We start from the raw sequence: 23,239 nt of genomic DNA on the forward strand, positions 1-23,239 counted from the left end.
GCTCTCGTGGTCGGCGACTCGACACCCACCGACTCGCGCCGATCCGGAGTTCTTCCCGCCGCTCCCCCGCCGAGCACGATTGGATGTCCCCATGACCGAGATGGACGCCGGGCACGGGAACGGACGCGAGCAAGAGCACGAGCGGATGATGCGGGCCAACCAGGCCAACTGGGACGCGCGCACCCCCGTTCATCTCGCCAGCCGGTTCTACGGGCTGCAGGAGAAACTCGACCCGGCCCGCTGGTTCGCCGCCTTCGAGTGGGAGGACCTCGGCGAACTGTCCGGCCTCGACGTGCTCCACCTCCAATGCCACCTCGGCACCGAGACGATCGCCTTCGCCGAACGAGGCGCCCGCGCCGTCGGCCTGGACATCTCCGAGGCGTCCGTGGCGGCCGCGGCCGGCATCGCTGCACAGGCGGGCGCCGACGTCGCGTACGTACGGGCCAATGTGTACGACGCCGTCGAGGCTCTGGGAGAGCGGCGGTTCGACGTCGTGTACACCGGCAAGGGCGCCCTGTGCTATCTGCCCGACCTGGACCGCTGGGCCACCACCATCGCCCAACTCCTGCGCCCGGAGGGACGGTTGTACATCGCCGAGTTCCATCCCCTGCTCAACTCGCTGGGCCCCAAGCCGGCGCCGGACGAGGGCGGTGAACTGCTGTTGCGGCACGACTACTTGGGCGGCCGCAACGCCGTCCACCGGGATGCGACGTACACCTACACGGACGGTCCGGCCGTGCGCGGCGCGACCGACAGCTATGAGTGGATGCACGGGCTGGACGACGTCATCAACGCGCTGATCGGGGCGGGCCTGCGCATTCGGCGGCTGCGGGAGAGCGACGAGCTTCCCTGGCCCCGGTGGCCGCAGATGATCCGCACCCCGTCCGGCTGGTGGCGGCTGCCGGAGACCGAACCGCGCATCCCACTGCTGTACGGCCTGCTCGCGGGCCGCTGAGACACACATCACAGCCGAGCTCGGGCGTGGGGTGCTACAGTGCAGTCAGCACTTGTGTACGCCCCGTCTCGGGCGCCGGTGTTTGTTCCATCTCTTCTCGCTGACACGCCCGTCGAATCCGACCGGCGGAACAGCTTTCCAGCACATCACTTCTTGAGCACGGCCACAGGCAGTTCCTGCCGTCCGCCGTACGCGCTGTGATGTCTCCCCGCCGCACGGAGGCGTGAGCACGCCGCCTCCCCCGGCACATCCCCCTCCCTCATGACCTCATGAACCCGTCCTTGAAAGGACCTCCCATCATGACCACCACACTCGAACACCCTCCAGTACGACAGCAGCAGCTCCCGGCCCGGGCCACCGGTGTCCTCGACATCGCGCACAACGGGCAGGGGTACCTGCGCGCCGCCGCGAGCTGCCTCCCCACGCCGACCGACGTCCAGGTCTCCGCCGCGCTGATCCGCCGTTACGGCCTGCGCAAGGGCGACACCGTCGAAGGCGTACGCGGCGGGGCCCGCGCCCTCGCCGACGTGGAGCGGATCAACGGGCGTACGCCCGAAGAGCTGCGCCGCCGCCCGCACTTCCGTGACCTCACCCCGCTGCACCCGCGCGACCGGCTCCACCTGGAGCACCCGGCGAGCGGTCTGGCCGGACGCCTCGTCGACCTGGTCTCACCGGTCGGCAAGGGCCAGCGCGGCCTGATCGTCGCCCCGCCCAAGACCGGCAAGACGGTGCTGCTCCAGCAGATCGCCGCGGCCGTCGCGGGCAACCACCCCGAAGCCCACTTGATGGTGCTGCTGCTCGACGAGCGGCCCGAAGAAGTGACCGACATGCGGCGCTCGGTCCGGGGCGAGGTCTTCGCCTCGACCTTCGACCAGACGCCCAAGCAGCACATCGCACTCGCCGAACTCGTCATCGAGCGCGCCAAGCGGCTCGTCGAGCAGGGCGAGGACGTCGTCATCCTGATGGACTCGCTCACCCGGCTGTGCCGGGCGCACAACAACGCGGCCTCCTCCGGCGGCCGCACCCTCAGCGGCGGCGTCGACGCGGCCGCGGTGCACGGCCCCAAGCGGTTCTTCGGTGCCGCGCGCCTCGCCGAGGAGGGCGGCTCGCTGACCATCCTCGCCACCGCACTGGTGGACACCGGCTCCCGCGCCGACGACTACTTCTTCGAGGAGCTCAAGAGCACCGGCAACATGGAGCTCCGCCTCGACCGCGCCCTGTCCTCCAGGCGGGTGTTCCCGGCCGTCGACATCACGCCGTCCGGCACCCGTCGCGAGGAACTCCTCGTGCCCGCAAGCGAGTTGAGCACCATGCGAGGACTGCGCCGCGCCCTGCAGACGCGAGACGGCCAGACCGGCCTGGAAACCCTCCTGGAGCGGATGCGCGCCACCCCGGACAACGCGGCCTTCCTCCGCCAGGTCCAGCCGACGCTGCACGCCTGACCACTGCCGTCCGCACCTCCCGCGTGCGGCATCCGGGTGCTCGATCCCGCCGTTCGGGCCTGGCACCCCGGCGTTCGGCAGGTACGTTCCTACGTTTGCGGAATGACCATCGGATTCTCTTCCCGCGCCGCCGCCCGCTGTTCCGCCGTCTGTGTGGCCGGGGCCCTGGCCCTCGCGCCGAGTGCGGTCGCCGCCCGAGCCGGCACGGACCCGGCGCCGAGAGCCTCGGCCTCGCAGCCGCCGCTGTACCGGTCCGGGACGCAGGTACGGCCACGAGCCGGAGCCCCCGAGGTCCCCGAGGACGTCTCCGCACTCTCGTGGCTGGTCGCCGACGCCCGCACCGGCCGGGTGCTCGCCGCGCACAACGCCCACCGCAAACTGCCGCCCGCCAGCACGCTCAAGACCCTCTTCGCCCTCACCGTCCTCCCGGTGCTGCCCGGCGGCATCCGGCACACCGTCACCGAGGAGGAACTAACGGGCATCGGCGACGGCAGCAGCCTGGTGGGCGTCGCCGAGGGGCGCACCTACCGGGTGGCGGACCTGTGGCGCGGTGTCTTCCTCAACTCCGGCAACGACGCCGTCCACGTGCTGGCCGCGATGAACGGCGGCTGGCGCACCACCGCCGCCCGGATGCAGGCCAAGGCCCGGGCCCTGGGCGCCCTCGACACGCACGTCCTCTCCCCCGACGGGTACGACACGCCGGGGCAGGTCTCGTCGGCCTACGACCTGGCGGTGTTCGGGCGGGCCGGGCTGCGCAACGCCGAGTTCGCGCGGTACTGCTCCACCGTCGAGGCCAAGTTCCCCGGCGGGGGCGGCTGGTCGTACGAGATCGAGAACACCAACCGGCTGCTGACCGGCGCCGACGGGGTGGAGCCGTACCCGGGCCTGATCGGCGTCAAGAACGGCTCGACGAGCAATGCGGGCAGCACGCTGGTGACCGCCGCGCGCCGCGGCGGGCGCACCCTGATCGTCACCGTGATGAACCCTCAGGCGGGCGGCGGGTTCGCGGTGTACGAGGAGGCCCGCTCGCTGCTCGACTGGGGTTTCAAGGCGTCCGGGCGGGTCGAGCCCGTCGGGTCGCTGCTCGACACGCGTCCCGTGCCGGCGGCAGGACCCGCCGCTCTGCCTGCCGCACTGCCGACCGCGCTGCCCGCGACCGACGGACCCGGCTGGCCGACGGCTGCCGCGATCGCGGGCGCGGCCTGTCTCGGCGCGGGAAGCGTCGCCCTGGCCCTGCGGATCAAGGTCCGCCGGCTGACCCGCGGCTGACCGACCGGCAGCCACAGCAGCAGCCCGAGCGTGATCCACGTGTACGCGTTGCTGCCGACGAAGCCGTCGAGGCCGGACGCGTCGTCGAACCACAGCCACACCACGCTGGTGCACAGGATCGCGTACAGGATGCCCGCGACGCGCAGCCGGCGCCTGCGCAGCAGCACGGCGAAGGACGGCAGCAGCCAGACGAGGTGGTGCACCCAGGTGATCGGGCTGACGAGGCAGGCGGTGAGGCCCGTGAGGGCGAACGCGGCCGTCCAGTCCTCGCCGGCCACGGCACGGGAAGTCCGCCAGGCCCATAGGCACAGGACCACCAGCGCGGCCGTCGCCCAGACGGCCTTGCTCGGTTCGCCCGGCTCGGCGAGCCGGGCCAGTACGCCCTGCAGCGACTGGTTGGAGACATAGCCGAGACGTCCGATGCGGTCCGTGTCCCACAGCGCGTGGGTCCAGTAGAAGCGCGAGGCGTCCGGCGCCACCCAGGCCGCCAGGCCGGTGGCCGCGGCGGCGACGCCCGTCGCGACGGCGGCGGCACGCCAGCGCCGGGCGAGCAGCAGCATGCCGATGAAGATCGCGGGGGTGAGCTTGACGGCCGCGGCGAGGCCGATTCCGACGCCTGCCCGGCGGCCCCGGCCGGTGGACAGCAGCCACAGGTCGCTCAGGACGAGGGCCAGGAGGAGCAGGTTCACCTGGCCGAAGGTGAAGGTGTCGCGGACCGGTTCGAACAGGGCCAGCAGGCAGGCCGCCAGGGCGAAGCCGAACCAGCCGTACCGGCGCAGCGCGGGCCCGACCAGGATCCACACCACGGCTGCCAGTGCGGCGAAGTTGAGCAGCAGTCCGACGGCGATCGCGGTGTGCAGTCCGACCAGCGCCATCGGCAGCATGCTGAGGGCGGCGAACGGCGGATAGGTGAAGCCGTACGTCGTCCCGGGCACGAGATAGTCGTAGATCCGGCCGCCGTGGTGGGCCCAGGCGTCGATCGTCCCGTAGTAGACGCGCAGGTCGAACCAGTCGCGCAGGAGCGGCACGGTGGCGGTGAACACGGTCACGGCGGCGACGAGTCCCAGTACGAGGAACAGGCGTCCCCGGTCCGTGCGGGGAAGTCTGGGAGAGACGCGGGGAAATCCGATGAACGAGAGCTTGCGTCTCATGCGGTGCGCTCCAGTACCGGCGCCTGCGCCGCTTGATGGGCCTGCCAGAGCACGACGAGGGCGAGCAGTCCGCCGGAGACGGCCAGGATCACCTGTTGGGCGTCCGGCGCGTACCCGCTCGGCAGCACGGCGAGCGCGAGCACTCCGCTCACGGCCGCGACCCGGTGGCGCACCGGACCGCTGGGCGCCGCCGCGGCGATGAGGAACAGCCCCCACAGCGCGTACCAGGGCCTGATCGCCGGACCGAACACGGCCACGGCGGCGAGGCTCAGGCCCAGTGCGTAGATCGGTCCCGGCCTGAGGCGCAGCCATATGAACAGGACGATGAACACGGTGACGACGATTCCGGCGGTGTGCCAGGCGGGCAGTGCAAGCGGTGCGAGGCCGCTGCCGAGATTCTCCAGCAGGGTGCCGGTCGCACGGCCGAGCAGGCTGGTGAGCGACCAGTTGTGCGGGGAGACGGGCGTCTTCAGGGCAGCGATCCAGCCGTAGCCCGTGCCGGTGACGGCGGTCACCACGACGGTGGTGGCGAGAGCGGCGGCGGCGGTCGTCAGGGTGGAGCGCACCACTCCCCGCCGCCCGCGCAGCGCGATCACCGCCAGCAGGCCGAGCGCGGCGGGCGCCTTGACCAGCGCCGCGAGGGTGATGAGGACGACGCCCACGACCGGCCATCGGCCGCGCGCGGCCACCAGTCCGACGCCGAGCAGTCCGAGCATGATGGCGTCGTTGTGCGCACCGGCCACCAGGTGCAGCAGGACGAGGGGGTTGAGCGCGCCCAGCCACAGCGCGGCGGCCGGATCGGCTCCGCTGTGCCGGGCGAGCCGGGGCAGCGCCGCCGCCATCAGCCCGACACCCAGCAGGGCGACCAGACGCATGCCGAGCAGTCCGGCCGGGAGCTCCCCGCGCGTGAGGCCGGACAGTGCGGAGGCGACGGCCAGAAAGACCGGGCCGTACGGCGTCGTGCTCTGCTGCCACACCGGCGCCACCTCGTCGGCGAGCGGCCCGCCGAGCTGCGCCGGGCCGTGCGCGTACACGTCGATGTGCGCGTCGACCATCGCGCCCTGCGCGAGATAGCTGTACACGTCGCGGCTGAACAGCGGTGGCGCGAGCAGCAGCGGCGCCGCCCAGACGGCCAGAACGAGCAGCAGGGACCGCGGAGTCGGCGGTTCGGGGCCGCGTACGACGGTGCCGAGCAGCGCCCATGCTGCTATGAGCAGGACGACGCCGAAGTACACGCCGACCAGGCCGAGTACCGCCTCGGCGGACTCGGGGGCGAGGAACTCCCGCGCGGGCAGGGCTCCGGCCGTCTCACCGCCGAGAGCGAGAAAGGCGGAGCCGGCCAGACCGAGAGCCTGACAGCGGCGGAGATCGACGGGAAAAGCCATGGCCAACACTCTGGAAGCGTGTCAACGCCGAGTGGCCGTAAAGCGACGTACTTCTCTCCGGACGGCGGCCTGCGCGTGACCTCCGTGTGAGATTCGCGCGACCAGGACCGGTTCCGGGCACGGACGGTCCCCGCCGGGACGGCGGATCAGAAGACGGACACTCCCGTCAGCGTCGTGAACCGGTCGAGAGCCGCGACGCCCGCCACCGAGTTACCGCGCTGGTCGAGACCCGGACTCCACACGCACAAGGTGCAGCGCCCCGGCACGACCGCGATGATCCCGCCGCCCACACCGCTCTTGCCGGGCAGCCCCACGCGGTACGCGAACTCGCCCGCCGCGTCGTAGGCGCCGCAGGTGAGCATCACCGCGTTGACCTGTTTGGCCTGGGTCTGGGTGAGAAGCCGGGAGCCGTCGGCCCTCAGGCCGTGCCTGGCCAGGAACCCGGTGGCCAGCGCCAGATCGGCGCAGGACGCCTCGATCGAGCACTGCCGGAAGTACTGGTCCAGAAGCACCGGCACGGGGTTGTCGATATTGCCGTACGACGCCATGAAGTGGGCGAGGGCCGCGTTGCGGTCGCCGTGCGCGGCCTCGGAGGCGGCGACGCCCTTGTCGAAGGTCAGGTCCTGGTTGCCGCTCTCGGCGCGCAGGAAGGCGAGCAGGGACCCGGCCGCGTCGCTGGTCTGCGTCTGCAGGCGGTCGGTGACGACGAGGGCGCCCGCGTTGATGAACGGGTTGCGCGGGATGCCGTTCTCGTACTCCAGCTGCACCAGGGAGTTGAAGGCGTTGCCGGAGGGCTCGCGGCCGACGTGCTCCCAGAGCTCGTCGCCCTCGCGGGCCAGGTCGAGGGCGAGTGTGAAGACCTTGGTGATGGACTGGGTGGAGAAGGGCACCCGCCAGTCCCCCACGCCGTACACGGTGCCGTCGAGCTCGGCGACGGCCATGCCGAAGCGGCGCGGGTCGCAGGCGGCGAGTGCCGGAATGTAGTCGGCGGGCCGCCCGCGGCCGGGGGTCTGCGCGATCTCGGTGGCGATGCGTTCCAGGACCGGCTGAAAGGTCAGCGACGGGGACATGATCACCATTGTGCCGTCCGGCCGGTCCGGGTGCTCATCGGCTCAGAGCGCCCGCGGGGCGGTACCCGGGGTGGTCTTCGGGGTGCCGCTGCCCGCGAGTACCTCGGGCCGGAGCAGTGCCTCAAGGCGTTCGGCGGGCAACAGGCCCTTCTCCAGGACGAGTTCGGCGACTCCGCGTCCGGTGGCGAGGGCCTCCTTGGCGATGTCGGTGGCCGCCGTGTACCCGATGTGCGGGTTGAGCGCGGTGACCAGGCCGATGGAGTTCTCGACCGCCGCGCGGAGCACCTCCGTGTTGGCGGTGATCCCGGCGACGCACCGCTCGGCGAGGGTCAGGCAGGCGGCCCTCAAGTGCGTGATGCTCTCCGAGAGGGAGTGCAGGATGATCGGCTCGAACGCGTTGAGCTGGAGCTGTCCCGCCTCGGCGGCCATCGTGATGGTGACGTCGTTGCCGATCACCTCGAAGGCGACCTGGTTGACGACCTCGGGGATCACCGGGTTGACCTTGCCGGGCATGATGCTCGAACCGGCCTGCACGGGCGGCAGGTTGATCTCGTTCAGCCCGGCGCGCGGCCCGGAGGACAGCAGCCGCAGGTCGTTGCAGCTCTTGGACAGCTTGACCGCGATCCGCTTCAGCACGCCCGACATCTGGACGAACGCGCCGCAGTCCTGGGTCGCCTCGACCAGGTTGGCGGCGGTGACCAGCGGCAGCCCGGTGATGTCCGCGAGATGACGGCGCGCCGACTCCGCGTATCCGGCGGGGGCGTTGAGCCCGGTGCCGATCGCGGTGGCCCCGAGGTTGATCTCGTGGATCAGCTCGACGGCCTCGGCGAGGCGGAGGCGGTCCTCGTCCAGCATCACGGCGTACGACGAGAACTCCTGGCCCAGCGTCATCGGCACCGCGTCCTGGAGCTGCGTACGCCCCATCTTCAGGACGTCACGGAACTCAACCGCCTTGCGGGCGAAGGCATCCTGGAGCACGGCCATCGCCTTGAGCAGCCCGCGTACCGCGAAGACCGTGGCGACCTTGACCGCGGTCGGGTAGACGTCGTTGGTCGACTGGCCGAGGTTGACGTCCTCGTTGGGGTGCAGGTGCAGGTAGTCGCCCTTGGCGTGGCCGAGGAGCTCCAACGCCCGGTTGGCGATCACCTCGTTGGCGTTCATGTTCGTCGAGGTGCCGGCGCCGCCCTGGATGACGTCGACGACGAACTGGTCGTGCAGCTTGCCGTCCCGGATCTCCCGGCAGGCCTCGACGATCGCGGCCGCCTTGCGGTGCTCCAGCAGGCCGAGCTCCTCGTTCGCGAGGGCGGCGGCCTCCTTCACGGCGGCAAGGGCGTCGATCAGGTGCGGATAGGCGGAGATCGAGGTGCCCGTGATGGGAAAGTTCTCCGTGGCCCGCAGGGTGTGGATCCCCCAGTACGCCTCGGCGGGAACGTCACGGTCTCCGAGCAGGTCGTGTTCGCTGCGGTGAGCTGCGGCGACGGTTGTCATGGCTGAGCGGTCCTCTTTCGAAGGGCGAGGCGTAAAAGCAGGGGTAAGAGGCAACGAACCTAAGGGGCGCGGGGCCGTGACACTATGCGGCTCCGCCGCGTGGGCGCGACCAGCCACAACGGACCCGCACCCGCCCACGGCGCTCACGCGCACATGTCATGCGCCGGCAGCGGATCAAGCGCGCGGGCAGGTCGGATGCGACCGACCACCACGCCACCCCCGAGCAGCGCCGCACCGCCGAACTCGGCAAGGGCACCCGGATCGACCCCGGCCCGGACCAACGCAGCCGCGGTCACCGGCACCCGCGCCCGATCGGCCCCGTCGGCGATCTTCACGGCGACGGCCCGCCCGTCCGGCAGCGCCGCGACCTGCACACCTTCGAAGCCGTCCTTGGCGAGCAGCCCCGGCACGGCCCGCATCAACGCGGCGACGTCCCGCCCGGACCCGGAGGCCATCTCGGCGTGCTCACGCATGGCGTCGGCCACCAGCGCCTCGGGGGTGCCCGGGGCCGCGGTGGTGATCCGGGCGGCGGCACGCGCGAGCCCGTGCAGCGACACGGAGAACAGCGGCGCGCCACAGCCGTCGACGGTCACCCGTGCGATCGCCTGCCCGGTGAGGTCCTCGACGATCTCCGCGATCGCCTGCTGGAGCGGGTGCCCGGGGTCGAGGTAGTCGTCGAGCGACCAGCCGTTGAGCTTGGCCGTGTACAGCATGGCGGCGTGCTTGCCCGAGCAGTTCTGCGCAAGCCGCGAAGGCAGCCGTCCCTCGCGGACCCAGTCCTCGCGTACGACCGGGTCGAAGGGCAGGTCCGGCACATTGCGCAGTTGGTCCTCGCGCAGTCCGGCCAGCTCCAGGATCCGCCGGGTGCCGGCCAGATGCCGTTCCTCGCCGGAGTGGCTGGCCGCGGCCAGCGAGAGCAGCTCGCCGTCGAGCGGCAGTCCGGCCCGCAGCATCGCCGCGGCCTGGAGGGGTTTGAGTGCCGAGCGCGGATAGAAGGCCGCTTCGATGTCGCCGATCTGCAACTCGACGCCGCCGTCGGCGGCCAGCACGACCACCGAGCCGTAGTGGATGCCTTCGATGACTCCGCCGCGTACGAGATGGGCGACGGGTGCGTGCAGGGGCTCGCGGATCACCGGAGCCGCCGCGAGTGAACTGCCGTACTGGACTGCCTGGTTCACGCGTCCGCTCCGTCGCGTATCCCGGCGACCCGGCGGCGCACTCCGTACCAGCCGGCGACGAGTGCCGCCGCGATCAGCGGGAGGCACAGCACGGTCGTCCGGCCGGCGCCCCCATCGGCGTACATCAGAACGAGCACGGAGAGCAGGAAGCCGATGGTCACGACCTCGGTCCACGGCGAACCGGGGAGACGGTAACTCGGCCTGGACAGCTCGCCGTTCTCCGTCTTGCGCCAGAACAGCAGGTGGCAGAGCATGATCATGCCCCAGGTGGCGAGGATGCCGATCGCCGCGAAGTTCAGCACGATCTCGAAGGCGTCGGCGGGCACGACGAAGTTGAGGCCGACGCCGAGTACGCAGATGCCGCTGGTGAGCAGGATCCCGCCGTACGGGACCTGGCTGCGGCTCATCACTCCGGTGAATCTCGGTGCGGAGCCGGACATGGCCATGGAGCGCAGGATGCGGCCGGTGGAGTACAGGCCGGAGTTGAGCGAGGACATGGCGGCGGTGAGGACGACGAGGTTCATGACGCCGCCCGCGGCGGGGATGCCGATGTTCGACAGGACGGTGACGAAGGGGCTCTCTCCCCCGGTGTACTTGTTCCAGGGCAGCAGCATCGACAGGAGGAGCACGGAGCCGACGTAGAAGATGCCGACGCGCCACATGATGGAGTTGATGGCCTTCGGCATGATCTTCTCGGGGTTCTCGGTCTCGCCCGCCGCGACGCCGACCAACTCGACGGAGGCGTAGGCGAAGACGACGCCCTGGATGATCAGGAGCATCGGCAGCATGCCGTTGGGGAAGATGCCGCCGTTGTCGGTGATCAGGGACGGGCCTGGGGCATGACCGTCGACGGGGTGCTGGGTGACAAGGAGGAAGATGCCGATGAGCATGAAGGCGACGAGTGCGCCGACCTTGATGATCGCGAACCAGAACTCCAGTTCGCCGAACATCTTCACCGATATGAGGTTCACGGTGAGGACGACGGCGAGCGCGATGAGCGCGATCACCCACTGCGGGACGTCGGAGAACATGCCCCAGTAGTGCGTGTAGAGGGCCACTGCGGTGATGTCGGCGATGCCGGTGGTGGCCCAGTTGAGGAAGTACATCCAGCCCGCGATGTACGCGCCCTTCTCACCGAGGAATTCACGGGCGTACGAGACGAAGGCGCCCGACGACGGCCGGTACAGGACGAGTTCGCCCAGCGCGCGGACGACCAGGAAGGCGAAGAGGCCGCAGACCGCGTAGGCGACGAACAACGAGGGGCCGGCGTCGGCGAGGCGGCCGCCGGCGCCGAGGAAGAGGCCGGTGCCGATGGCTCCGCCGATGGCGATCATGTTGACGTGCCGGGACTTGAGCGACTTGCTGTAGCCCGCGTCGCCGGCGTCGACATGGCCGGTCGCCGCGTGCGCTTCTTGTTTCAGGGACTGCTCGCTCACGCCTCGGGTCCGCCTTTCGTGGGGGTGTCCGTGCGCTCGGGGTGCACGATGGAGGTGAGGGTGTTCTCGACGCGGTCGAGGTGGTGGGACATGGCTTCCACCGCGTCGTGCTCGCTGCCGTCGATCAGCGCCTCGACGATCGCGCGGTGTTCGCGGTTGGACTGCTCGCGGCGGTCGCCGAGTTCGTTGAGGAAGGCCGACTGGCGGGCCAGGGCGTCCCGGATCTCTTCGATGACCCTGCGGAAGACCGGGTTCTGGGAGGCCTCGGCGACGGCGATGTGGAAGATCGTGTCCATCGCCACCCACGCGGTGGTGTCGATCTCGCGCTCCATCCGCTCCAGGAGATGCGCGAGGTGGTCGAGGTTCTCCGGGGTGCGGCGTACCGCCGCGTACCCGGCGACGGGGATCTCGACGTGGCGGCGCACTTCGAGCAGGTCGCTGGCCGCGTAGTCGCCGAAGGTGGGGTCCTCGACCGTGTTGGCGAGGACGAAGGTGCCCTTGCCGGTACGGGACACGGTCAGGCCCATCACCTGCAGGGCTCGCAGCGCCTCGCGGAGCACGGGGCGGCTGACCTCCAGGCGGCGGCACAGCTCCGCCTCGGAGGGGAGCTTGTCGCCGATGGCGTACTCGCCGCGCTCGATGGCGCTGCGGAGGTGGGTGAGCACCGCTTCCATGGCACTGACGCGCCGCGGTACCGAGCCACCTGTCTGGCTGTCTGACAGGTTCACGGGGGTGATACTCCGGGGAACGGGAGGCGGCTGTCAAGAGTGGAAGACGTGAGAGCCGGTGCCCGACGAGCGGACACCGGCTCTCACACCGTGGACGGGTCCGCTTTCGCACGGACGCCGGATTCAGCTGAGCACACCCGCGCCGAGCAGGCCGAACAGCGCGACGCCGATCACCAGCCGGTAGATCACGAAGGCGTTGAAGGAGTGCTTGGCGACGAACTTCAGCAGCCAGGCGATGGAGCCGTACGCGACCACGAAGGAGACCAGCGTGCCGACGACGAGTGGAGCCGCCCCGACCCCCGTGCCCAGGGCGTCCTTCAGCTCGTACAGCCCGGCGCCGGTCAGGGCGGGGATGCCGAGGAAGAAGGAGAGGCGGGTGGCGGCGACCCGGTCGAGGTCGAGGATGAGCGCCGTGGACATGGTGGCGCCGGAGCGTGAGAAGCCCGGGAAGAGCAGGGCGAGGATCTGGGAGCAGCCGACCAGCATCGCGTCCTTGAACGAGGTGTCGTCCTCGCCGCGCTTGTGCCGGCCCATCTGGTCCGCCGCCCACATCACGCCGCTGCCGACGATCAGCGAGGCCGCGACCACCCACAGCGAGGCGAGCGGGCCTTCGATGAGCGGCTTCGCGGCCAGACCCACGATCACGATCGGGATGGTCGCGTAGATGACCCACCAGGCGAACTTGTAGTCGTGGTGGTAGCGCTCCTCGCGGTCGCGCAGGCCCCGCCCCCAGGCGGAGAGGATCCGCACGATGTCCTTGAAGAAGTACACGAGCACGGCGGCGATCGCGCCGACCTGGATGACGGCCGAGAACCCGACCACGGCGTTGTCGTCGACGGGGATGCCCATCAGCCCTTCGGTGATCTTGAGGTGTCCGGTGGAGGAGACGGGGAGGAATTCGGTCACTCCCTCGACTGCTCCGAGGACGACGGCCTGACCGAGGTTGATGACGCTCATGGGATCCAGTTCTGGAGAATTGGCCGACAGTGCTGCCGACCGTCTTACTACGTGCAGGCAAGCGTCCGTCCCTTACGACCACACAGCTTGGGCGAGGGCGACCCCCGCGAACGCCGCCCCGAGGCCCGCCGTGACGCTCCCGATCACGTTCGCCGCGGCGTAGAACCCGGCGCCGGTCTCGGTCAGCCGCAGCGTCTCGTACGAGAACGTCGAGTACGTGGTCAGCGCCCCGCACAGGCCCGTGCCGATCAGCAGCTGCAGGTGGGAGGAGGCATGTCCCGCCGAGGCCGCGCCGGTCAGGAGGCCGAGTATCAGGCAGCCCGTGACGTTGACGGCGAAGGTGCCCCAGGGGAAGACCGAGTCGTGTCTCAGCTGCACCGCGCGGTCGGTCAGATAGCGCAGGGGCGCGCCGACCGCGGCTCCGATGATCACCAGCAGCCAGTTCACAACTACCTCTTACCTTCCTTGCCCGTTTCGCCCTGGTTCGGTTCCCGTCCGACGTATCTGATGACCTCGCAGTCGTCGAGGATCACCAGCCCCTCGGTGACCAGCGCGTCGAGCGTCGGCAGGAAGTCGCGTACCCGCTCCTCGGTGTCCACGATCACGATCGCCACCGGCAGGTCCTCGCTGAGCGAGAGCAGCCGCGAGGTGTGGATCAGCGAGGAGGCGCCGAAGCCCTCGATGCCTCGGAACACGCTGGCGCCCGCGATGCCTGCCTCACGGGCGCGGTGCACGATCTCCGTGTAGAGGGGCCTGTGGTGCCAGGTGTCGTTCTCGCCGATGAAGATCGTCACGCGCAGGGCGCGACCCGTCAGCCTGGTCATCGCTGCCTCCGTCTCGTCATCGCCGCCTCCGCCTCAGGACGCGGCGTGCTGCCCCGACCGCGAGCCCGACCGCCGCGAGCGCCGCGAACAGGGTCGCGGCGAGGTAGGCGAGACCGGTCCCGGGACGGCCCTGGTCGACCAGCTTCTGAATGTCGACGGCGTACGTCGAGAAGGTGGTGAACCCGCCGAGCACTCCGGTGCCGAAGAACGGCCGCACCAGCCGGTGGGCCGCCCACACCTCGGTGACGACCACCATGAAGACGCCGATCACGGCGCAGCCGACGACGTTGACCCAGAACGTGGTCCAGGGGAATCCGCCCGTCTGCGCGGGCCACAGCAGCGACGCGCCGTAGCGGGCCGTGGCGCCGATGGCGCCGCCGAGCGCGACCATCGCGACGGCCGGTCCCTGGCCGTGCCAGGGGGACACCGGCCGCGCGGGAATCTCGGCCCGGTCGACTCGCTCTGGCCGTGGGACTGTCATGTGCGTACGTCTCCTACTCGCCGGGGCCCGGTCGCCCGAGCACGCTCCATCGCAAGTAGGGACCGTTGGCGGCACCGACACCGCGGTTCGGGTACGGCGGGCCCCACCGCCGCGCCGCGAGGCAAGATCGCGGCCGGTGAACAGCGTAACGCCGGGTGGACCGGCCCCGCATACCCGGCGGCTGCTACCAGCCCTTCTCGAAGAAGTGGCTGACCTCGGCGATGCGGTACTCGTCGCGGCGGTAGAAGGTGCGGCGTCTGATCTTCTTGGCGCGCAGGAGCCCGATCCCGGTGAGGAGGTCGAGGTGGGTGCGCGCGGCGTTCCGGCTCACGCCGAGCTTGGCGGCGAGGGTCGCCGAGCTGATGCCGTCCTCGACGAGGTCGCCGTACCGCTGCGGCGGAAAGTGCGCGACGGGGTCCCGCAGCCACTCCAGGATGTCCAGGCGTTGTCCACTGACGGGAACCCTCAGCATCTCGTCCCCCTCCGTCACGGCGGTCTCCCGCTACTGTCCCGCAGCCCGGGGCGACACGCACGGACTTCGGCGACGCTCGCAGGGGCCGAACGGTCCGGGGGAACGCCGAGGGCCCGGCCGCCACGGCGGCCGGGCCCTCACCTGCTCAGCGGTGGCTGAACCACGACATGGCGGGCAGCGCCTTGTCGTCGTAGCCGAACAGGGCCTGGTTCTCCCAGCCGTTGCCGGACGCGGAGTCCGTCGGGTCCCAGCCGTTGCCGGTGACCGCGGTCCAGGTGGACTCCCAGTAGAAGATGCCGAGGCCGCGACCGTTCGGGACGGCCTCCACGATGCTCGCCACGTCCTTCATCCACTTCGTCTGCCCGGCCGTCGAGGCCGCGTAGCCGGAGACCAGCTCACTGGTCAGGTCGATGATGTTCTCGTGCGAGTCCTCACTGTCCAGCCGGAACGGGTAGGCCGTCTCGGCAAGGTAGACCGGCTTGCCGTAGCGGGCCGCCGCGTCGTCCAGGGTGGTCTGGAAGTCGGCGAGCGTTCCGTGCCAGTAGCCGTAGTACGACAGGCCGATGACGTCGAACTTCACGCCGTTGGCTGCCGCGCTGTCGAACCACCAGCGGGTGCCCGCGAGGTCACCGCCCTTGGCGAGGTGCAGCGCCACGGTGGTGGAGGAGTTGACCGCCTTCACCGCGTCGTAGCCGGAGTTGAGCAGCCCCGCGAGCTGCGCCCAGTTGCTCGTCGAGCCCTCGGACCAGAGCATGCCCCCGTTGATCTCGTTCCCGACCTGCACCATGTCGGCCGTGGTGCCCTGCGCCTTCAGGGCGTTGAGGACGTCGTACGTGTGGTTGTAGACGTCGGTCTTGAGCTGGCTGTAGGAGTGTCCGGACCAGGCGGCCGGCTTGGTCTGGGCGCCCGGGTCGGCCCAGGTGTCCGAGTAGTGGAAGTCGACGAGCAGTTTCATGCCCTGCGCCTTGACGCGCTTGGCGACGGCCAGCACGCGCGCCTTGTTGTTGTAGCCGTCGGCGGGGTTCACCCACACCTTTAGGCGGGCGTAGTTCTGCCCGGCGGACTTGAGGATGGCGAGCGCGTCGCCCGTCGTGCCCGAACTGGTCTTGTAGACACCGCCGAGGGCCTCACTCTTCGCGAGTGACGAGACGTCAGAACCCTTGATGGCGAGGCCGGTCGAGCCCGACGCGAAGGTCAGGTCGTCGACGTTGATCCAATTACCCGCGTTCGCATCGGAGTTGATGCTGATCGTGCACTGGTTGTTCGTCACGGCGATCGACGTGACGATCCGGATCCAGCCGCCGGCGGAGACCGGAAGATCGGTGCGCTGCTCCGAACTCCCGCAGTTCTTCAGGGCGAGGTAAGCCGAGTTCTGGCCGCCGCCGGAACGCACCCACGCCGTGAGGGTGTAGTTCCCGTTGGTCAGCCCGGAGAGGTACTGGTAGGTCTCCACCTTGTAGGCCGAGGCCGACCAGTGGGTGAGGCGGTAACTCCCGCCGTGGCCACCGGACTCGGTGTACGAGGCTGCGTTCTGCCCCGCCGCCGAGTACGTCGACCAGCCGGTCGGTGTCGCGGTGGCGGCGCCGTTCGACTCGAAGCCGCCGTTGGTGAGAGTGCTCGCCGCGTGAGCGCTCTGCGCGGGCAGGGCGGTGAGGGCGAGCCCGGCGGCCAGCGGCAGCAGCAGGGCTCTGAGTGTGCGTCTGGGATGGAACATCATCGTCCGTCGTCCCTTCGACGTGATGGGGATGGGCGCCCCGGGGTTGGGGCTTGAGGAGAGGGTTCTTGGCCCCCGCCGCCCCTACCCGTCCCGTTCTTTGGGGGCTCCGCCCCCAAACCCCCCGTTCGGCCTGAACGGCCTCGTCCTCGAACGCCGGACGGGCTGGGCATTTCAGCCCCTCCGGCGTGTGAGGAGCGGGGGTTCGGGGGCCGGCCGCCGAAAGGATGGGACGGGTAGGGGCGGCGGGGGCGAAGGCAACAAACCGGTTCAGCCGTCGAGCCGTACGACCCGGACCGCGCCCGCCGGTACCCCGAGTCGGCCTGCGGCCCGTTCGCCCGTGAGGAGTTCGGTGCCGTGCGCCTCCAGCGGCACCTTGGCGTCGGACGAGGTGTGGTTGATGGCGAACACGTACGTGCCGGACTCGCCGGTGCGGCGCACCACTTCGACGTCGCGGGGCAGGTCGGCGCGCGGCGCGATCCGCGCGTCGTCTGCCGCCCAGCCGATCAGGGCGTCCAGGCCCTGAGCACCGAGGCGGGTGGAGACGTACCAGGCCGAGCCCTCGCCGAGGCCGTGCCGGGTGACGGCGGGCCGGCCCGCGGTGAGCCCGTCGGCGTACGTCCACACGGTCTCGGCGCCGCGCGGGACGACGAACTCGGTCCATACGTCGCCGGTGAGTTCGGAGCCGTCGGGCCCGGTGATCCGGACCTGGTCGCCCTGGAGGAGGGGCGAGAACTCCTCGACGGTCAGGCCGAGTACGTCACGCAGGGCGCCCGGGTAGGGGCCCTCGTGCACGGCGTCGTGCTCGTCGACGATGCCGGAGAAGTACGAGACGACGAGGGTGCCGCCGTTCTCGACGTACTCCCTGAGGTTGCTCCCGGCGGCCTCCGTCATCAGATACAGCGCGGGTACGACGACAAGGGGATACGCCGACAAGTCGGCTTCCGGGTGGGCGAAGTCGACCGTGAGGTGCCGGTCGTAGAGCGCCTCGTAGAACGCGTCGGCGCGCTCGCGCGGGTCGTGGTCCTCGCTGGGGCGCCACTGGAGGTTCTGCGCCCACCAGGACTGCCAGTCCCAGAGCACGGCGACGTCGGCGACGGTACGGGTGCCCTGCAGCGGCGCCAACTTGTCGACGGACGCGCCGAGTTCGACGACCTCGCGCCACACCCGTGAGTCCGTTCCGGCGTGCGGCAGCATCGAGGAGTGGAACTTCTCGGCGCCGCGCCGGGACTGCCGCCACTGGAAGAACATGGCGCCGTCGGATCCGCGTGCGACGTGCGCGAGGGAGTTGCGGGCCATCTGGCCCGGGGCCTTCGCGGGGTTGCGCGGCTGCCAGTTGACGCCGGACGTGGAGTGTTCGAGCAGCAGCCAGGGGGCGCCGGCGCCGACCGAGCGGGTGAGGTCGGCGGCCATCGCGAGGTTCACGTGGGTGCGGCGGCCGTCGGTGATCAGGTAGTGGTCGTTGGTGACGAGGTCGACCTCGCGGCCCCAGGCCCAGTAGTCGATGGAGTCGCACTGGCTCAGGGCGGTCATGAAGTTGGTGGTGACCGGGATGCCGGGTGAGAGGCGGTGCAGGATGTCCCGCTCGGCGACGAAGTTCTCGCGCAGGGTGGCGTCGGCGAACCGCTTGTAGTCGAGCGCCTGGGCCGGGTTGCCGACGGTCGGGGTCACCCGCGGCGGGTTGATCTGGTCGAATTCGGCGTAGCGCTGGCCCCAGAAGGCGGTGCCCCAGACCTCGTTGAGCGCGTCGATCGTCTCGTACGTCGTCGTCAGCCAGCGGCGGAAGTGCGCGGCGCAGCTCTCGCAGTAGCAGGCCGAGACGGGCACGCCGTACTCGTTGTGGACGTGCCACATGGCGAGCGCGGGGTGGCCGGCGTACCGGGTGGCGAGCTGGGCGGCGATGTCCGCGGCGGCAGCGCGGTAGTGCGTGTTGCTGTGGCAGATGGCGCCGCGTGAGCCGAACTCGTAGCGGGTGCCGTCGGCGGTCACCGGCAGCGCGTCGGGGTGTTCGCGGTAGAACCAGGCGGGCGGCGCCACGGTCGGTGTACCGAGGTCGGCGCGTATCCCGTTCTCGTGCAGCAGGTCGAGTACGCGGTCCAGCCAGCCGAATTCGTAGGCGCCCGGTGCCGGTTCGAGGAGCGCCCAGGAGAAGATCCCGACGCTCACCATCGTGACGCCCGCCTCGCGCATCAGCCGGACGTCTTCCTGCCAGACGCTTTCCGGCCACTGCTCAGGGTTGTAGTCCCCACCGAAGGCGAGCCTGGTGAGGCCCCTGGGGGTGGTCTCCGGCATGGATCTCTCCCGTTTAATCGATCATTTGGGAACGTGCACACACATCGCCATCGGCGAGAGCCCAACATAACCGCACAGCAACAACCATTGACAAGTGTCCGGGATGTTTCTCTACTGTGAACGCTCACAGAAGCATGGCAGGTCGTCCGCAGCAGGCGGAGGCCCAGGTCAGGGGAGAACTATCCATGCCCATCACGAAGCACAGCCGCCTCGTGGCCACCACCATCGCCGTCGCGCTCGGTGCCACCTCGCTCGCCGCCTGTGGCTCGTCCGACGACGACAAGAGCGAAGCCCAGTCCGGTCCCGCGTCTCTGACGTACTGGACCTGGGCCCCTGGCATGGACAAGGTCGTGGACCTGTGGAACAAGGGGCCGGGGAAAGAGCAGCAGATCACCGTCACGGTGAAGAAGCAGGCGTCCGGCGACACGCTGGTCACCAAGATCCTCACCGCGCACAAGGCGAACAAGGCGCCGGACCTGGTCCAGGCCGAGTACCAGGCGCTTCCGACGCTGGTCAGCAATGACGCGCTCGCCGACATATCCGGCGATGTGGACGGCGCGAAGGACAAGTTCGCCGAGGGCGTCTGGCAGCAGACGACGCTGGGCACGGACGCGGTGTACGCGGTCCCGCAGGACATCGGGCCGATGATGTTCTACTACCGCGAGGACCTGTTCAAGCAGTACGGTCTGACGGTCCCGACGACGTGGGAGGAGTTCGCGGAGACCGCCCGCGCGCTCAAGAAGAAGTCCCCCGAGACGGACCTGACCACGTTCTCCGCCAACGACTCCGGCCTCTTCGCGGGTCTCGCGCAGCAGGCCGGAGCCAAGTGGTGGACGACCGAGGGCGAGAAGTGGAAGGTCGGCATCGACGACGCGGCGACGCAGAAGGTCGCCGACTTCTGGGGCGGCCTCGTCAAGGAGGGCGCGATCGACAACCAGCCGATGTACACGCCGTCCTGGAACAAGGCGCTGAACACCGGCAAGCAGATCGCCTGGGTCAGCGCGGTCTGGGCGCCGGGCACCCTCACCACCGCGGCCCCGGACACCGCGGGCAAGTGGGCGATGGCGCCGCTGCCGCAGTGGTCGGCCGGTGACAACGTCACCGGGAGCTGGGGCGGTTCGTCCACCGCGGTCACCACCGACTCCAAGAACAAGTCGGCCGCCGCGAAGTTCGCCGCCTGGCTGAACACGGACCCGACGGCGGTGGCCGCGATGGCGAAGGAGGGTGGCATCTACCCGGCCGCCACCAGCGCGCAGACCGGTGGCGCGTTCGCCACGCCGCCGGCCTTCTTCTCGAACCAGGCCGACTTCTACACCAAGGCCTCCGAGATCGCGAAGACCACCGCGCCGTCCGCCTGGGGCCCGAACGTGAACGTCGCCTACACGACCTTCAACGACGCCTTCGGCGCCGCCGCCAAGGACAAGTCGGACTTCGGTGCCGCGCTGAAGACCATGCAGGACGACACCGTCGCCGACCTCAAGAAGCAGGGCTTCGGGGTCGCGGAGTGACCAAGGCACGCCGGAAGTCGTACGGGGTCAAGGGGGCCCCGTACGCTTTCCTCATCCCCGCGACGATCCTCTTCGCCCTCTTCTTCGCGCTGCCCATCGGGTACGCGCTCTGGCTGAGCCTGCACAAGGTCCAGGTCTCGGGCCTGGGCCTGGGCGCCGGAGCCCGCAAGGAGGTCTGGGCGGGCCTGGAGAACTACACCGACGCGCTCACCGACTCCGAACTGCTCGACGGGGCACTGCGCGTGGCGGGCTACGGCGCCATCGTGATCCCGGTGATGCTCGGCCTCGCCCTGCTCTTCGCGCTGATGCTCGACACGGACAAGGTGCGCCTCGCCCCCTTCACGCGGCTCGCGATCTTCCTGCCGTACGCCATTCCCGGCGTCGTCGCCGCGATGCTCTGGGGCTTCCTGTACCTCCCGGACGTCAGCCCCTTCTACTTCATCCTGGACAAGCTGGGGATGCCTCAGCCGGATCTGCTCGACGGCGGTCCGCTGTACATCGCACTGTCCAACATCGCCGTCTGGGGCGGCACCGGCTTCAACATGATCGTCATCTACACCTCCCTGCAGGCCATTCCGGCCGAGGTGTACGAGGCGGCGAAGCTGGACGGCGCCACGCCGCTGCAGATCGCGCTGCGGATCAAGATCCCGATGGTGGCGCCCTCGCTGGTGCTCACCTTCTTCTTCTCGATCATCGCGACGCTCCAGGTGTTCAGCGAGCCGACCACCCTCAAACCGCTCACCAACTCCGTATCCACGACGTGGAGTCCGCTGATGAAGGTGTACCAGGACGCCTTCAAGAACGGCGACATCTACTCCGCCGCCGCGCAGGCCGCACTCATCGCCGTCGTCACCCTCGTCCTGTCCTTCGGCTTCCTGCGCGCCGCGAACTCCCGTAACAAGCAGGAGGAAGCACGATGAGTTCTCTTGCCATGCGTAAGGCCGCACCGGCCGCGGGTACGACCCCCGGAACCGCCCAGGGGCCGCCGCTGCGCCGCCGGATCGCCCTCGTCCCGACGCTGACGCTGCTGCTCGGCGCGCTCTACTGTCTGCTGCCCGTCGCCTGGGTGGTGATCGCGGCCACCAAGTCGGGCAGCGAGCTGTTCTCCACCTTCACCTTCCTGCCGGGCACCGGTTTCACCGAGAACGTCAAGGATCTCAACGCCTACCGCGACGGCATCTACTGGCAGTGGATGGGCAACTCCGCCCTGTACGCCGGTCTCGGCGCCCTCCTGTCGACGGCCGTCTCGGCGGTCAGCGGCTACGCGCTCGCGATGTACCGCTTCCGAGGCCGCGAGACGGTGTTCAGCATCCTGATGGCGGGCGTGCTGATGCCGCCGGTGATCCTGGCGATCCCGCAGTACCTGCTGCTGGCGAAGGCGGACCTCACGGACTCCTACGCGTCCGTGCTCCTGCCCCTCATCCTCTCGCCGTACGGCGTCTATCTCGCCCGGATCTACGCCGCGGCGGCCGTGCCCGGTGACGTGGTCGAGGCCGGGCGGATGGACGGCGCGAGCGAGTGGCGGATCTTCACGCGGATCGCGCTGCCGATGATGGTGCCGGGTCTGGTGACGGTGTTCCTGTTCCAGTTCGTGGCGGTGTGGAACAACTTCCTGCTGCCGTACATCATGCTCAGCGACGACGAGAAGTTCCCGATCACGCTCGGCCTGTTCACGCTTCTCGAACAGGGCTCCAACACCCCGGCGTTGTACACGCTGGTGATCACCGGCGCGCTGCTCGCGATCATCCCGCTGGTCGCGCTGTTCCTGGTCATCCAGCGTTTCTGGAGTCTCGATCTGCTGTCGGGAGCCGTAAAGTCGTGACCATGACCAACGCGGGGGGCCGGCGCAGACCGCCCACGATTCATGACGTCGCGCGTGAGGCGGGTGTGTCCCGGGGCACGGTGTCGCGTGTGCTCAACGGCGGGCACTACGTCAGCCCCGCGGCGCAAGAGGCGGTCAACGCCGCCATCCGCAGGACGGGTTACGTCGTGAACCGGCACGCCCGCTCGCTGATCACCGGGCGTTCCGACTCCATCGGCTTCCTGCTGACCGAGCCTCAGGAGCGGTTCTTCGAGGACCCCAACTTCAACGTCCTGCTGCGCGGCTGCACACAGGCGCTGGCCGCGCACGACGTTCCCCTCCTGCTGATGCTCGCGGGCACGCAGGACGAACGGCGGCGCATAACGCGGTACATCACCGCGGGCCATGTCGACGGGGTACTGCTGGTCTCCAGCCACTCCGGCGACCCGGTGGCCGAGCAGCTGCGCGAGGCGGGCGTGCCGCTGGTCGCCTGCGGCAAGCCCATCGGCATGGGGTCCAAGGTCAGTTACGTCGCCGCCGACGACCGGGACGGCGCCCGTGACATGGTCAAGCACCTGCTGTCCCTCGGCCGTCGCCGGATCGGCATGGTCACGGGCCCGCTCGACACCCCCGGCGGTGTCGAGCGTCTCGCGGGCTACCGGGAGGTGCTCGCCGAGGCGGGCATCGAGGCCGACGACCGTCTCGTCGTCTCCGGCGACTACAGCCGGGCCAGCGGCGAAGCAGGCGCGGAGCAACTCCTCGGCCGGGTACCGGACATGGACGCCGTGTTCGTCGCCTCGGACCTGATGGCACAGGGTGTCCTCGCCGCGCTGCGCAAGGCCGGCCGCCGGGTACCCGAGGACGTGTCGGTCGGCGGCTTCGACGACTCCCCCGCGGCCACCGCGTCCACTCCCGCCCTGACCACCATCCGCCAGCCCTGGGACCGCATCAGCGCCGAGATGGTACGGGTGCTGCTCGCCCAGATCGGGGGCGAGGACCCGGCGGCGGTGATCCTTCCTACGGAGCTGGTGCGGCGGGAGTCGACCTAGGCCGTGCCGGGGAACCCCCGTCCACGCGACGCGTACTCG

At 70.0% G+C, this 23,239-nt stretch carries 20 protein-coding genes and 1 pseudogene; 7 read left to right on the forward strand and 14 right to left on the reverse strand.

From position 1 onward, the window contains the following. Nucleotides 1–91 precede the first annotated feature (91 nt). The 3 genes and pseudogenes from OG219_RS05565 to OG219_RS05575 form a co-directional block, all read left to right on the forward strand. Nucleotides 92–955 carry a bifunctional 2-polyprenyl-6-hydroxyphenol methylase/3-demethylubiquinol 3-O-methyltransferase UbiG gene (locus tag OG219_RS05565; RefSeq protein ID WP_266823455.1) on the forward strand — a complete coding sequence of 288 codons (864 nt, stop codon included), beginning with the start codon at nucleotides 92–94 and terminating at the stop codon, nucleotides 953–955. 299 nt (nucleotides 956–1,254) lie between these two features. Beyond that, nucleotides 1,255–2,397: a transcription termination factor Rho gene (rho, locus tag OG219_RS05570; RefSeq protein ID WP_266823456.1), complete on the forward strand. Its 1,143-nt coding sequence runs from the start codon at nucleotides 1,255–1,257 to the stop codon at nucleotides 2,395–2,397. Nucleotides 2,398–2,499: 102 nt separating this feature from the next. Then, a pseudogene (locus OG219_RS05575) lies at nucleotides 2,500–3,324 on the forward strand (D-alanyl-D-alanine carboxypeptidase family protein); the annotation flags it as partial. A 59-nt stretch (nucleotides 3,325–3,383) separates the two neighbouring features. Here OG219_RS05575 and OG219_RS05580 read toward each other — a convergent pair. The 14 genes from OG219_RS05580 to OG219_RS05645 form a co-directional block, all read right to left on the reverse strand. After that, entirely contained in the window at nucleotides 3,384–4,817 is a 1,434-nt protein-coding gene (locus OG219_RS05580; protein WP_266823458.1) for a glycosyltransferase 87 family protein, read from the reverse strand. After that, on the reverse strand, nucleotides 4,814–6,202 hold the full coding sequence (mptB, locus tag OG219_RS05585) for a polyprenol phosphomannose-dependent alpha 1,6 mannosyltransferase MptB (RefSeq protein ID WP_266823460.1): 1,389 nt from the start codon (nucleotides 6,200–6,202) through the stop codon (nucleotides 4,814–4,816). The genes OG219_RS05580 and mptB overlap by 4 nt, the downstream gene beginning before the upstream one ends. Before the next feature lie 146 nt (nucleotides 6,203–6,348). Further along, nucleotides 6,349–7,281 (reverse strand): glutaminase, encoded by a 933-nt coding sequence (locus OG219_RS05590; RefSeq protein ID WP_266823462.1) that lies wholly within the window; start codon nucleotides 7,279–7,281, stop codon nucleotides 6,349–6,351. A gap of 33 nt (nucleotides 7,282–7,314) precedes the next feature. Continuing rightward, entirely contained in the window at nucleotides 7,315–8,760 is a 1,446-nt protein-coding gene (gene aspA, locus OG219_RS05595; RefSeq protein WP_266823464.1) for an aspartate ammonia-lyase, read from the reverse strand. 143 nt (nucleotides 8,761–8,903) lie between these two features. Further along, nucleotides 8,904–9,938, reverse strand: coding sequence for an asparaginase (locus OG219_RS05600; protein WP_266823466.1), 1,035 nt, complete (start codon nucleotides 9,936–9,938; stop codon nucleotides 8,904–8,906). Further along, nucleotides 9,935–11,374, reverse strand: a complete 1,440-nt coding sequence (locus tag OG219_RS05605; protein WP_266823468.1) for an amino acid permease — start codon at nucleotides 11,372–11,374, stop codon at nucleotides 9,935–9,937. Before OG219_RS05605 ends, OG219_RS05600 begins: the two co-directional genes overlap by 4 nt. Further along, nucleotides 11,371–12,102, reverse strand: coding sequence for a FadR/GntR family transcriptional regulator (locus tag OG219_RS05610; protein WP_266469844.1), 732 nt, complete (start codon nucleotides 12,100–12,102; stop codon nucleotides 11,371–11,373). The genes OG219_RS05605 and OG219_RS05610 overlap by 4 nt, the downstream gene beginning before the upstream one ends. A gap of 123 nt (nucleotides 12,103–12,225) precedes the next feature. Further along, the gene (locus tag OG219_RS05615) at nucleotides 12,226–13,059 is read right to left on the reverse strand and encodes an undecaprenyl-diphosphate phosphatase (protein ID WP_266823471.1); all 834 of its coding nucleotides are present in this window, start codon (nucleotides 13,057–13,059) and stop codon (nucleotides 12,226–12,228) included. A 72-nt stretch (nucleotides 13,060–13,131) separates the two neighbouring features. Further along, complete coding sequence (gene crcB, locus OG219_RS05620; protein WP_266823473.1) at nucleotides 13,132–13,506, reverse strand: fluoride efflux transporter CrcB; 375 nt, start codon at nucleotides 13,504–13,506, stop codon at nucleotides 13,132–13,134. 2 nt (nucleotides 13,507–13,508) lie between these two features. Beyond that, the gene (locus tag OG219_RS05625) at nucleotides 13,509–13,883 is read right to left on the reverse strand and encodes a DUF190 domain-containing protein (protein WP_266823475.1); all 375 of its coding nucleotides are present in this window, start codon (nucleotides 13,881–13,883) and stop codon (nucleotides 13,509–13,511) included. Between the two features lie 16 nt (nucleotides 13,884–13,899). Further along, nucleotides 13,900–14,364, reverse strand: a complete 465-nt coding sequence (crcB, locus tag OG219_RS05630; protein WP_266823477.1) for a fluoride efflux transporter CrcB — start codon at nucleotides 14,362–14,364, stop codon at nucleotides 13,900–13,902. Between the two features lie 184 nt (nucleotides 14,365–14,548). Further along, the gene (locus tag OG219_RS05635) at nucleotides 14,549–14,836 is read right to left on the reverse strand and encodes a winged helix-turn-helix domain-containing protein (RefSeq protein WP_266836008.1); all 288 of its coding nucleotides are present in this window, start codon (nucleotides 14,834–14,836) and stop codon (nucleotides 14,549–14,551) included. A gap of 145 nt (nucleotides 14,837–14,981) precedes the next feature. Beyond that, a complete protein-coding gene (locus tag OG219_RS05640) occupies nucleotides 14,982–16,550 on the reverse strand; it encodes an arabinogalactan endo-1,4-beta-galactosidase (protein WP_266836009.1) in 1,569 nt (522 codons plus the stop codon). Between the two features lie 270 nt (nucleotides 16,551–16,820). After that, nucleotides 16,821–18,842, reverse strand: coding sequence for a beta-galactosidase (locus OG219_RS05645; RefSeq protein WP_266823479.1), 2,022 nt, complete (start codon nucleotides 18,840–18,842; stop codon nucleotides 16,821–16,823). 185 nt (nucleotides 18,843–19,027) lie between these two features. On the opposite strand from OG219_RS05645, the gene OG219_RS05650 reads away from it, so the two are divergent. From OG219_RS05650 to OG219_RS05665, 4 genes are read left to right on the forward strand one after another with little or no spacing between them, the layout of a single operon-like run. Beyond that, nucleotides 19,028–20,350, forward strand: a complete 1,323-nt coding sequence (locus OG219_RS05650; RefSeq protein ID WP_266823481.1) for an ABC transporter substrate-binding protein — start codon at nucleotides 19,028–19,030, stop codon at nucleotides 20,348–20,350. Next, the gene (locus tag OG219_RS05655) at nucleotides 20,347–21,270 is read left to right on the forward strand and encodes a carbohydrate ABC transporter permease (RefSeq protein WP_266823483.1); all 924 of its coding nucleotides are present in this window, start codon (nucleotides 20,347–20,349) and stop codon (nucleotides 21,268–21,270) included. Before OG219_RS05650 ends, OG219_RS05655 begins: the two co-directional genes overlap by 4 nt. Further along, on the forward strand, nucleotides 21,267–22,172 hold the full coding sequence (locus tag OG219_RS05660; RefSeq protein ID WP_266823485.1) for a carbohydrate ABC transporter permease: 906 nt from the start codon (nucleotides 21,267–21,269) through the stop codon (nucleotides 22,170–22,172). The genes OG219_RS05655 and OG219_RS05660 overlap by 4 nt, the downstream gene beginning before the upstream one ends. Further along, a complete protein-coding gene (locus OG219_RS05665; protein ID WP_266823487.1) occupies nucleotides 22,169–23,200 on the forward strand; it encodes a LacI family DNA-binding transcriptional regulator in 1,032 nt (343 codons plus the stop codon). Before OG219_RS05660 ends, OG219_RS05665 begins: the two co-directional genes overlap by 4 nt. The last annotated feature ends 39 nt before the right edge of the window (nucleotides 23,201–23,239 follow it).

The sequence above is a fragment of the Streptomyces sp. NBC_00038 genome (genome assembly GCF_026343635.1).
Taxonomy (GTDB): Bacteria; Actinomycetota; Actinomycetes; order Streptomycetales; family Streptomycetaceae; genus Streptomyces.